8 protein-coding genes and 1 pseudogene are annotated in these 11,324 nt (G+C 65.7%); 5 read left to right on the top strand and 4 right to left on the bottom strand.

Annotated elements, in window-relative coordinates:
* The 4 genes from Q8Q83_RS02015 to Q8Q83_RS02000 form a co-directional block, all read left to right on the top strand.
* A partial coding sequence (locus Q8Q83_RS02015; protein ID WP_305620676.1) for an EAL domain-containing protein occupies positions 1 to 1,786 on the top strand: 1,786 nt, incomplete at its 5' end.
* 11 nt (positions 1,787 to 1,797) lie between these two features.
* Positions 1,798 to 2,913 carry an ABC transporter substrate-binding protein gene (locus Q8Q83_RS02010; RefSeq protein WP_305620674.1) on the top strand — a complete coding sequence of 372 codons (1,116 nt, stop codon included), beginning with the start codon at positions 1,798 to 1,800 and terminating at the stop codon, positions 2,911 to 2,913.
* Positions 2,897 to 4,030: an ABC transporter substrate-binding protein gene (locus Q8Q83_RS02005; protein WP_305620672.1), complete on the top strand. Its 1,134-nt coding sequence runs from the start codon at positions 2,897 to 2,899 to the stop codon at positions 4,028 to 4,030. The genes Q8Q83_RS02010 and Q8Q83_RS02005 overlap by 17 nt, the downstream gene beginning before the upstream one ends.
* Positions 4,005 to 6,500: an ATP-binding protein gene (locus Q8Q83_RS02000; RefSeq protein ID WP_305620670.1), complete on the top strand. Its 2,496-nt coding sequence runs from the start codon at positions 4,005 to 4,007 to the stop codon at positions 6,498 to 6,500. Before Q8Q83_RS02005 ends, Q8Q83_RS02000 begins: the two co-directional genes overlap by 26 nt.
* On the opposite strand, the gene Q8Q83_RS01995 is transcribed toward Q8Q83_RS02000, so the two are convergent.
* Entirely contained in the window at positions 6,491 to 7,267 is a 777-nt protein-coding gene (locus Q8Q83_RS01995; RefSeq protein ID WP_305620668.1) for a ferredoxin--NADP reductase, read from the bottom strand. The genes Q8Q83_RS02000 and Q8Q83_RS01995 overlap by 10 nt on opposite strands.
* A gap of 291 nt (positions 7,268 to 7,558) precedes the next feature.
* On the opposite strand from Q8Q83_RS01995, the gene Q8Q83_RS01990 reads away from it, so the two are divergent.
* Positions 7,559 to 8,683, top strand: a complete 1,125-nt coding sequence (locus Q8Q83_RS01990) for a class I SAM-dependent methyltransferase (protein WP_305620666.1) — start codon at positions 7,559 to 7,561, stop codon at positions 8,681 to 8,683.
* Between the two features lie 210 nt (positions 8,684 to 8,893).
* On the opposite strand, the gene Q8Q83_RS01985 is transcribed toward Q8Q83_RS01990, so the two are convergent.
* From Q8Q83_RS01985 to Q8Q83_RS01975, 3 genes and pseudogenes are all read right to left on the bottom strand, one after another.
* Positions 8,894 to 9,061: a DUF2474 domain-containing protein gene (locus Q8Q83_RS01985; RefSeq protein ID WP_305620665.1), complete on the bottom strand. Its 168-nt coding sequence runs from the start codon at positions 9,059 to 9,061 to the stop codon at positions 8,894 to 8,896.
* Positions 9,048 to 10,055 (bottom strand): annotated as a pseudogene (gene cydB, locus Q8Q83_RS01980) (cytochrome d ubiquinol oxidase subunit II). The gene Q8Q83_RS01985 and the pseudogene cydB overlap by 14 nt, the downstream one beginning before the upstream one ends.
* A gap of 2 nt (positions 10,056 to 10,057) precedes the next feature.
* A partial coding sequence (locus Q8Q83_RS01975) for a cytochrome ubiquinol oxidase subunit I (protein WP_305620663.1) occupies positions 10,058 to 11,324 on the bottom strand: 1,267 nt, incomplete at its 5' end.

The following is an 11,324-nucleotide window of genomic DNA, read 5'->3' as shown; positions in this document are numbered from 1 at the left end:
CCTGTATACCGCGCTGACCGCCGCCATCCGCTCCTACGACCAGATCCACACCATCAACGCCAGTCGCCGCGGCCTGGGCATGGTGATCCGCGCCAGCAGCAATCTACTGGCACGCCAGGGGGTCAGCGAGTTCGCCGCTGGCATCATCACGCAGATCTGCGGCCTGCTCGGCCTGCCCCCGGAAGGCGTGGTGTGCGCCTACGACCACCAGTCCTCCCCCGCCCATGCCCTGATAGTGGCCGCCGCCGGCAGCCTCACCGACTGCATGCACAAGCAGCTCGACGAGCTGCCGAACCAGGCCGTCGCCCACGCCCTGAGCAAGACCCTGGATGAGCGGCGCAACCTGTTTGGCAATAATGCCACCACCCTGTTCTTCCCCGGCCAGGGCCATCACCATATGGCCGCCTACCTGCAGACCGAGCGTGCGCTGAACGAGCTGGACCAGCAGCTGCTGGAGGTGTTCTGCAGCAATATCATCATCACCCTGGACAACGTGCTGTTGCTCAGCCAGCTCAGGGACCATGCCTATAACGACCAGTTGCTGCACATTCCCAACCGCCTGGCGCTGATCCATGCCCTCGACCGGGCCCTGACCGGCGCGGCGCCGGGCGAGAGCACCCTGGTCCTGATCGATATCGATGGTTTCTCCGAACTCAATGACACCCTCGGCCATCAGCACGGCGACGCCCTGCTCGCCGCCGTGGTCGAACGCCTGCAGCAGGAGCTGCCCGCCGGCACCCTGCTGGCGCGGGTGGCCGGCGATGTGTTCGGCATTCTCGCCGGCAACCAGGTGGCCAACGCCGCGACCCTCGAGCGTCTGTTCCATCAGCCCCTGAGCTTTGTCGGACTGAGCCAGCGCGTCACCACCACCATCGGCCTGACCTGCCTGGACCAGATCGACGGCAACGGCAGCGAGGCCCTGAAGGCGGCCAATATCGCCCTCAAGCACGGCAAGCAGCACCAGCGCGGACGGATCAGCCATTTCACCCGCGCCATGGAGCAGGAAACCCGCGACCGCGTGCAATTGCTGCAAGAGCTGCGTAGCGCCTTCGAACGCGAGCGCCTGTTTGTCGTCTACCAGCCCCAGGTGTCCCTGGCGACTCGTCAGCTGATCGGGGTGGAGGCCCTGCTGCGCTGGCGCAAGGACGACGGCCAGCTGGTCGCCCCGGCGCAATTTATTCCCCTGGCGGAAAGTTCCGGACTGATCGTAGGCCTCGGCGAATGGGTGCTGCGCAGCGCCTGCCGCGACCTGCAGCAGATCATCCAGCACAGCGGCCAGCCGCTGCGCATGGCGGTCAACGTCTCGGTGGTGCAATTCCGCCAGGCCAACTTCCTCGACACACTGGAACGCGCCATTAAAGACAGCGGGATAGATCCCGGGCTGCTGGAGCTGGAAATCACCGAGTCGGTGGCCGCGCTGGATGCCGGCTATATGATCGACCTGCTCAACCGCATCAAGCGGCTGGGGGTGAGCATCGCCGTGGATGACTTCGGCACCGGCTTCTCCTCGCTCAGTTACCTCGAGCAGCTGAATGTCGACCGCCTGAAGATCGACCTCAGCTTCGTCCGCCAGATGGCGCAGAGCGACGGCAGCCGGCGCATAGTGGAAACCATTGTCCAGCTCGGCCGCAGCCTGCAGCTGGAACTGATAGCCGAAGGCATCGAACAGGAAGACCAGGCCGCGACGCTCAAGCAGATGGGTTGCCACGAGGGCCAGGGCTATCTATTCGCCAAGCCCCTCGAACTGTCGACGCTGCTGAGCTTTATCAGCCCCCCGGCGAGCTGAAGGTGCCCAGCATGTTGGCGGCCAGAACACGGGCGCTGCTGATCGCGCTGAGCCTGGGCTTGAGTCTGAGCGGCTGCGGCGAGCCGGAGCCGCTTCGCCTGGGCTTTATCGGCGGCCTGTCCGGGGCCAATGCCGAGCTCGGCACGGCGGGGCGCAATGGCGTGCAGCTGGCCGTGGAGCAGGCCAACGCCGCCGGCGGCATCCTGGGTCGCCCGCTGCAGCTGATCATCAAGGACGACCAGCTCGACCCCGAACAGGGCAAACAGGTGACCCGCGAACTGCTGCAGGCCCGGGTCGCCGCCATCCTCGGGCCCATGACCAGCGCCATAGCCATGGCCGTCGCGCCGCTGGCCAATGAGGCGCAGGTGCTGATGATGGCCGGCACGGTCAGTACCGATGCGCTGAGCGGCCAGGATGACTATTTCTTCCGCACCATCGGCACCCACGTCGAACATGCCCGGCAACTGGCCCAGTACCTGGCTCTGCAGCGCGGGGTGAAAAGCGCCAACCTGGTGCTGGACCTGCGCAACCAAGCCTATAGCGAATCCTGGAGCCGGCACTTCTCCGGGTTCTTTCAGGAGCACGGCGGAGTCACCCAGGAGGTGGTCGGCTTTACCTCCACCGCCCAGACCGACTATGCCGCCCTGGCAGCCCAGGCCCTGCACGGCCAGCCCCAGGTGGTGGTGCTGATCACCAGCCCCCAGGATGCGGCCCTGCTGAGCAACCAGCTGCGTCAGCTGCAGCCGGCTACCCTGCTGGCCACCGCGGAATGGGCCGGTACCGGCCGCCTGGTGGAACTGGGCGGCAAGGCGGTGGAAGAGGTGATAGTGCCGAACTTTATCGACATGCACAGCCGCCTGCCGGCCTTTCAGGCCTTTCGCCGGGCCTATCTGCAGCGCTTCGGCCTCGAACCCGGCTTCCCCGCCCTGACCACCTATAACGCCACCCAGGTGGTGCTGCAGGCCATCGCCGGGCAAGCGCGCAACGAGCCCCTGAAGCAAACGCTGCTGCGCCAGCGCGAGTACCCGGGCTTGCAAGGGCCGATCCGCTTCGATGACTTCGGCGACTCGCAAAACCCCACCTACCTGACGGTTATCCGCAACGGCCAGTATGACTATGTGCGTTAACGCCGCATGGCGCAGTCTGCTGGCGCTCACTGCCGGCCTGCTGCTGGGCGCCTGCGGGGACAAACCCGCGCCAGCGCCGCCCATCCGCCTGGGGGTGATAGTCGATGTCTCGGGCCCCAGCGCCAGCCTGGGGATTGCCGGGCGCAACGGCATGCAGCTGGCCGTGGAGGAAGCCAACGCCAGCGGCGGCATTCAGGGGCGGCCCATCGAACTGCTGTTCCGCGACGACGGCTTCAACGTGGCGCAAGCCGAGCAAGCCGCCCGCGAGCTGATCGCCGAGCAGGTGCTGGCCGTGCTCGGGCCCATGACCAGCACCATTGCCGAGCAACTGGCGCCGCAATTCACCGAGGCCGGCATCCTGCTGATGGGCGGCACGCCGCTCAGCCCGCTACTGGCCGGCCGCGATGACCAGTTTTTCCGCATTCTCAGCCACGCCAACCCGGATGCCCGCGATATCGCCAGCTACCTGCAACGCCACTATGGCCGGCAGCGGATCAATGTGCTTATCGAACTGAGCAACCACAGCTACACCCGGCCCTGGCTCGCCGACTTCAGCCAGCACCTGCGCGCCGCCGGCGGTGAAATAGGTCTGACGGTGGAATTTAACCGCGACCCGCAGACCGATTTCGCCGGCCTGGCGCAAGCGGCCCTGGCCGACCAGCCCAAAGCCGTGGTGCTGATCAGCAACGCGCTGGACACCGCCCTGCTGGCCACCCAGCTGCGCCTGCGCGACCCACAGCTGGTTCTCGCCACCCCGGCCTGGGCCGCGGCCGATGCCCTGCCGGAAATGGGCGGGCGGGCCGTCGAGGGCATCATCACCGCCCAGGCCTTCGACATGAACGATCAGTCCAGCGCCTTTCTCGACTTCGCCCAGCGCTATCGCGCGCGCTTCGGCCAGGCCATAGATACCGCGGCCGTCACCAGCTACAACGCCACCCAGGTGCTGCTCTCGGCGCTGCAGCAAAGCCTGCCCGGCGAGTCGCCCAAGCAAGCCCTGCTGCGTATTCGCCAGTTCCAGGGTTTGCAACACCCGATCATCTTCGATGACTTCGGCGACAGCGAAAGTCGGCTCTACCCCATGGTGATACGTGATGGCCGTTTTAGCAGCCTTGAATAAACTGCGTGGCACCCGCCCGCTGCTGCTGACCCTGGCCAGCCGCTTTATCCTGGTCGCCTGCATCCCGGTGCTGACCGTGGGCCTGCTGTTTCGCCTGTACTACGAGCCCTTGATGCGCGCCGACGTGGAAAAGCGCCAAGGCTTTGCCGCGGACTCCATCGCCCGCCAGCTGGAGCGCCACTTCAGCATCGCCAACCGCGAGCTCAACTCGCTGGCCGAGCTGTTCCACAGCAGCACGCAGCTCGACAAGGGGCAAATCCAGACCCTGCTGGACGCCTACGCCGACAGCTCGGACTTCTACGAGGCCATCTACCTCACCGACAGCGACGGCCGCATCAATGCCATCGGCCTACCCGCCAGCCAGCGCAAGCTACGGCAGAACCTGTACGGCCTGGATATCTCCGCGCGGGACTTCGTGCGCCAGGCGCAGCTGGACAAGAAAGCCGTGTGGTCCAACAGCTTTCTCTCCACCGTCAGCGCCCGCCTGGCCGTGGCCCTGGCCCAGCCGGTCGGCCTGCGCACCCTGGTCGGCGAGGTGGCGATCAGCCCGCTGCCGGAGCTGGCGCGCCAGCTCAGCCAGGATGGCAGCCTGCAGATCCGCATGCTCGACCGCCAGCACCAGCTGATCGCCGACTCGCAAAGCGCCCAGGCCGGGCAACAGCTCAACCTCGGCCACCTGCCCGTGCTGTATGGCTCCGCCGTGCGCGAGTTCAGCTTCGACGGCCAGCAGCTGCTCGGCCTGGCCCGCGAGGTCAATGGCCCGGGCTGGCAGGTGCTGGTGGCGCAACCCCAGGAGCAGACCCGCGAGCTGATCAACACCACCTGGCGGCGCATCCTGGTCGCCCTCGGCCTGGCCCTGAGCATCGCCCTGCTGATCGCCGGCAGCACCAGCTGGGGCCTGGCCAGGCGCATCTCGCAGTTCACCCGGCATGTCGGCGAAATCGCCAACGGCAACTATGCGCGGCCCATGGAGCAGAGCAGCATCAGCGAGCTGAACACCCTGCGCACCAGCCTGCAGCGCATGGTCGGCGCCATCCATGAGCGCGAGCAGGCCCTGCTGGATACCGCCCAGAGCCTGCGCGAGAGCGAGGACCGCCTGCTCGCCACCCTGGAGTACACGCCCAACGTGGCCGTGCAGTGGTTCGATGCCAGCGGCCATATCCTGCTGTGGAACCACGCCAGTGAAAGCATCTACGAGATCCCCCGGGAAGCCGCGCTGGGCAAGACCCTCGATCAGCTGTTCCACAGCCAGGGGCAGCAGGCGCTGTTTATCGCCAGCCTAGAACAGGCGGCCAAGGGCCATGCCGTGGGCCCCTACCTGAGCGAGCTGCAGCTCAGCCCACAGCGGAAAATCTGCGTGCTGACCACCACCTTCAGCATCCCGGCGGCCGACGGCAGCCTGCAGTTCGTCAGCATGGACATAGACGTCACCGAGCAGAAACGCGCCGAGCTGGCCTACCGGGAATTGAACGCCACCCTGGAGCAGCGCGTGACCGAGCGCACCAACGCCCTGAGCCATAGCAACGAAGACCTGAGCAAGGCCATGGCGACCCTGCAACGGGCGCAAACCGAGCTGGTGCAGAGCGAAAAACTCGCGGCCCTGGGCTCCCTGGTCGCCGGCATCGCCCACGAACTGAATACCCCGGTCGGCAACAGTCTGATGGCCGCCAGCACCCTGGAAGACTACAGCCGGGACATAGCCGCCGCGGTCGGCAAGGGCGCACTCAAGCGCTCGATGCTGGAGCAGTTCCTGCTCGACAATAAAACCGCCACCGACATCCTGGTGCGCAACCTGCGCCGGGCCAGCGAGCTGATCACCAGCTTCAAGCAGGTCGCGGTCGACCAGGCCAGCGCCCAGCGCCGGCGCTTCCAGCTCAGCGAGGTGGTCAAGGAGATCCTGATCACCCTGGGCCCCACGCTGAAGAAGACGCCCTTCGTCATCGACAGCAATATCGATGACAGCATCGAGCTGGACAGCTACCCAGGCGCCCTCGGCCAGGTCCTGGTGAATCTGATCAATAACGCCCTGATCCATGGCCTGAGCGGCCTGGAGCACGGCAAGATCGGCCTCTATGCCTTCCCCTACGAACCCGGCTGGATCGAGCTGGCGCTCTCCGACAATGGCCGCGGCATAGCCGAAGAACACCTGCCGCGGATTTTCGACCCCTTCTTCACCACCCGCCTGGGCCAGGGCGGCAGCGGCCTGGGCTTGAATATCGTGCACAACCTGGTCACCGGGGTGCTCGGCGGCAAGCTGGAGGTGGCCAGCCAGCTGGGCTGGGGCGTGCGCTTTGCGATCCGCCTGCCGCTCTGCGCCCCCAGCGGTGAGCCGCACCGGGCCGAAGCCGAAGCCGAAGCCGAAGCCGAAGCCGAAGCCAGCTCAGCCGACGCCGATGCCAGTGCCAGTGCCAGTGCCAGTGCCAGTGCCAGTGTCGAGCAGGACGAGCCGCCCAGTGCCGATCACCAATAGTTTTCCACCGCCACCTGCCCCGGCCGGCGGGTCAGGCTCAGCTGCAAACCGCGCAGTTTCAGCAGGGCGCGGGCGTCCTCGATCATCTGCGGGTTGCCGCACAGCATCAGGCGCGAATACGTGGGGCTCAGGCTCAGGCCGGCGGCGCGCTCCAGCTCGCCGCTGCTCAGCAGGCTGGTGATGCGCCCGTGCCAGCAACCGGGCGCCTGCTCGCGAGTGACCAGCGGCAGGTAAAGCAACTTGTCGGCGAACTCGGCCAGATGCTCCATCTGCCTGAGCCCCTGGATCAGCGGCTGATAGGCCAGCTCGCCGGCCGTGCGCACGCTGTAGACCAGCACGATGCGCTCGAAGCGCCGCCAGACCTCGAAGTCCTGGAGAATCGACAGGAAGGGCGCCAGGCCGGTGCCGCTGGCCAACAACCAGAGGTCACGACCGCCGGTGAAACGCTCGAGGGTGAGAAAACCGAAGGCCTGTTTGTCCACCAGCAGGCTGTCGCCCACCTTGAGCCGGCTCAGCTCGGAGGTGAACTCGCCGCCGGGCACCACTATGGAGAAGAATTCGAGAAACTCGTCATGGGGTGCCGACACCATCGAATAGGCACGCCACACCACGCTGCCGTCGGCCTTCGGCACGCCGAGGCGAGCGAACTGCCCGGGGCGGAAGCGAAAGCCCGGATCACGGCCGCAACGCAGGCTGAACAGGCTAGGCGACCAGACCTGGATAGCCGTCAGGCTTTGCCGGGTGAACTTGTCCTCGCTGACGGTCATACTTCACTCCTATTGCGTTGCTTGCAGTTTCCTGCAAAACGTCCCTGACAACCTGTTTACGACCTCGCGAGCTAGAGCCAGACAAGGCGCTACGTAGTAACAGCCGGTGGCTGGTCAAAGCGCCGCGGAAGCGGAGTTTACGAGCTGTAAATGAGCATAACTCGCTTCGCTCGCCCTTCGGGTCGCGCTAAAGCGCGTTAGCCGCAAGCGGCTTTCCGAGGCTGTTTTTAACGCCGGATGGCCGACGCGCAGCAGATCGTAAACAGGTTTTAACAAATACCAGCAGTCCATATGCCTATATTCGCTACAGCCTTTGCCCAACTCGACCTGATCCGCCAGCCCGACCAGCCGCACGAGCCGCTGCAAGCCTTCGACGCCGCCGATGAGTACCTGCTCAAGCAGTTGGCCGAACAGGGCCTGGCCGCGAATACGCGGGTGCTGCTGCTCAACGACAACTTCGGCGCCCTGGCCTGCAGCCTGGCGGGCAAAGTCCAGCTGACCAGCAGCGGCGACTCGCACCTGGGTTACCTGGGGCTGCAGGTCAATCTGGCGCGCAATCGGCTGCCGGCGGACGCGGTGCAGTTTGTCCCGGCCAGCGCCACGGCCCAGGGGCCCTTCGACCTGGTGCTGCTTCGCGTGCCCAAGACCCTGGCGCTGCTGGAGGAACAACTGATCCGCCTGCACGGCCAGCTCGCCCCCGGCGCCCAGGTGCTAGCCGGCGCCATGATCAAGCACCTGCCGCGCGCCGCCGGCGATCTGCTGGAACGCTATATAGGCCCGGTGCAGGCCGCGCTGGCGGTCAAGAAAGCCCGCCTGCTAATTGCCACGCCCGAGGTGAAAGCTGTCCCGGTCTCGCCCTACCCGACCCGCTATCGCCTGGATAAGCCGGCCATCGAGCTGCTCAACCACGCCAATCTGTTCTGCCGCGACGACCTGGATATCGGCACCCGCGCCTTCCTGCCCCACCTGCCCAAGCACCTCAGCCGCCTGCGCGTGGCGGACCTGGGTTGCGGCAATGGCGTGCTGGGTATCGCCTACGCCCTGGGCAGCCCCCAAGCCGAGCTGTGCCTGGTGGATGAATCCTATATGGCCGTGCAATCGGCCGCCGCCAACTGGCGCGCGGCCTGTGGCGAACGCCCGGTGGAGATCCGCGCCGGCGACGGCCTGGCCGAGCAGGCGGCGGATTCCCTGGATCTGGTGCTGTGCAACCCGCCCTTCCACCAGCAGCAGGTGGTCGGCGATTTCCTCGCCTGGCGCATGTTCCAACAAGCCCGCGCCGCCCTGGTCACGGGCGGCGAGCTATGGATAGTCGGCAACCGCCATCTGGGCTACCACGCCAAACTCAAACGCCTGTTCCGCGGCGTCGAACAGGTGGCGGCCACGCCTAAGTTTGTGGTGCTTAAAGCAATTAAATAGGCAAGAGCACGTCACCCCGTAGGGTGGGTTAGCGGCACGTGCCACTGCGAGCAAAACCACCCACGGCAGATGGATGCGCGTAACCCACCAAGCAGGTTAACGGCCAGCGATGTAGGTTGGGTTGAGGAGCATCGCGACGAAGCCCAACATAGCGCCCCTCAACAGGCACCGCGTTGGGCTTCGCGGAGCTCAGCCCAACCTACGGATTTTCTACGGCGTCCCCATCCCCGCCGCCCGCATCAACAGGCGCAGCAGTCCGGCCACCAGGCCCAGGGCCAGCACGCTGCCGGCCCAGATCGCGATCAACCAACCCAGGCGTTGCCACAGCGGCTTTGGCTTATCCGCATCGCTCATCGCACGACCCTTAGTGGTAGCCATCTTCTTCCCGCACCTTGCCGCGGAATACGTAGTAGCTCCAGGCGGTGTACATCAGGATAAAGGGGATGATAAACAGCGCGCCGACCAGGATAAAACCCTGGCTCTGCGGCGGCGCGGCGGCGTCCCAGATGCTCACCGAAGGCGGGATGATATGCGGCCACAGGCTGATGCCCAGGCCGCTGTAACCGAGGAAGATCAGGGTCAGGGTGAGCAGGAACGGCGAGTAGTTGGCGTTGCGTGCCACCGCCCGCAGCAGCGCCCAGGTGCACAGCAGCACCAGCAAAGGCACCGGCATAAACCAGAACAGATTGGGCAGGCTAAACCAGCGCTGGGCGATCTCGGCATGGGCCAGGGGCGTCCACAGGCTGACGATGCCGGTCACCCCGAGCAGAACGAACACCAGGGGCCGCGCCATATCGTGCATCTGCTGCTGCAGGCGGCCTTCGGTCTTCATGATCAGCCAGGTGCAACCGAGCAGGGCGTAGGCGGCGATCAGTGCCAGGCCGCAGAACAGCGAGAAGGGCGTCAGCCAGTCCAGGGCTCCGCCAACATAGGCCCGGTCCACCACCTCGAAGCCGTCGATATAGGCCCCCAGCGCCACGCCCTGGAAGAAGGTCGCGGTCAGCGAGCCGCCGATAAAGGCCTTGTCCCAGATATGCCGCTTGCTGGCCTTGGCCTAGAAGCGGAACTCGAAGGCCACGCCGCGGAAGATCAGCCCCAGCAGCATAAAGATCAGCGGCAGGTACAGCGCGCTGAGCACCACCGCGTAGGCCAGCGGGAAGGCGCCGAACAGCGCCGCGCCGCCCAGCACCAGCCAGGTCTCGTTGCCGTCCCACACCGGCGCCACGGTGTTCATCATCACATCGCGTTCGCCCGCGCTCTTGACGAAGGGGAAGAGGATGCCTAGCCCCAAGTCGAAGCCGTCCATCACCACGTACATCATCACCCCGAAGGCGATGATCACGGCCCAGATCAAGGAAAGATCGATGCCCATATTCAGTTCCTCTCAGCCGGCGAGTCGGTGTCGCCGTCATCCAAGCCTTCTTCATCCAAGTCATCGTCAGCCGCGGACAGCGGACGCGACGGGGTGCGTTTGTGGCCAGGGCCGCCCTCGAGGGTTTCCTTGCCTTCGTCGGTGATCGGGCCTTTGCGCACCAGGCGCAACATATAGCCGATGCCCACGCCGAACAGGGCAAAATACACCACCACGAACAGCGCCAGGGTCAGGCTCATCTGCGCCAGGCCGTGCCCGGAGGAGGCATCGGCGGTGCGCATCAGGCCATAGATGATCCAGGGCTGACGGCCGATCTCGGTGGTGAACCAGCCGGCGAGTATGGCGATAAGCCCAGATGGCCCCATCCATACCGCCAGGTGCAGGAACGCGCGGTTCTCGAACAGCGTGCCGCGGCTGCGCAGCCACAGGCCCCAGAGGCCGGTGAGGATCATCAGCATGCCGAGGGCGACCATCACCCTGAAGGTCCAGAACACCACGGTCGAGTTGGGCCGGTCCTCCTTGGCGAACTCCTTGAGCGCCGGCACCTGCTGGTCCAGGCTGTGGGTCAGGATCAGACTGCCCAGCGCCGGGATCTCCAGCTTGAAGCGGGTTTGCTCGGCGTCCATATCCGGCCAGCCGAACAGGATCAGCGGGGTCGGTTCGCTGCCATGGTTTTCCCAATGGCCTTCGATGGCGGCGATCTTCGCCGGCTGGTATTTCAAGGTATTGAGGCCGTGGAAGTCGCCGATCATGGCCTGGATAGGCGCCACCAGCAGGGCCATCCACATGGCCATCGAGAGCATCTTGCGGATCGCCGGGTTATCCCGGCCGCGCAGCAGGTGCCAGGCCGCCGAGGCGCCGACGAAGAAGGCGGTGGCGAGGAAGGCCGCGGTGGCCATATGCAGCAGGCGATAGGGGAAGGAGGGATTGAACACCACCGCCAGCCAGTCCACCGGGATCACCCGCCCGTCGACTATCTCGAAGCCCTGAGGGGTGTGCATCCAGCTGTTGGAGGCGAGGATCCAGAAGGTCGAGATCAGGGTGCCGATCGCCACCATCACCGTGGAGAAGAAGTGCAGGCCCGGGCCGACGCGGTGCCAGCCAAACAACATCACGCCGAGAAAGCCCGCCTCGAGGAAGAAGGCGGTGAGCACCTCATAGGTCAGCAAGGGCCCGGTCACCGCCCCGGCAAAATCGGAGAACGCGCTCCAGTTGGTGCCGAACTGGTAGGCCATAACCAGGCCGGACACCACGCCCATACCGAAGTTG

This window comes from Pseudomonas sp., assembly GCF_030696055.1.
Classification (GTDB): Bacteria; Pseudomonadota; Gammaproteobacteria; order Pseudomonadales; family Pseudomonadaceae; genus Aquipseudomonas.
The sequence above is the reverse complement of the archived record's forward strand: the minus strand, read 5'-3'. Positions and strand labels throughout refer to the sequence as shown.

Coding starts and splice junctions, on each gene's coding strand:
- Q8Q83_RS02000 (WP_305620670.1), top strand. CDS start 4,005: ATGGCCGTTTTAGCAGCCTTGAATAAACTGCGTGGCACCCGCCCGCTG.
- Q8Q83_RS02005 (WP_305620672.1), top strand. CDS start 2,897: ATGACTATGTGCGTTAACGCCGCATGGCGCAGTCTGCTGGCGCTCACT.
- Q8Q83_RS02010 (WP_305620674.1), top strand. CDS start 1,798: ATGTTGGCGGCCAGAACACGGGCGCTGCTGATCGCGCTGAGCCTGGGC.
- Q8Q83_RS01990 (WP_305620666.1), top strand. CDS start 7,559: ATGCCTATATTCGCTACAGCCTTTGCCCAACTCGACCTGATCCGCCAG.
- Q8Q83_RS01995 (WP_305620668.1), bottom strand. CDS start 7,267: ATGACCGTCAGCGAGGACAAGTTCACCCGGCAAAGCCTGACGGCTATC.
- Q8Q83_RS01985 (WP_305620665.1), bottom strand. CDS start 9,061: ATGGCTACCACTAAGGGTCGTGCGATGAGCGATGCGGATAAGCCAAAG.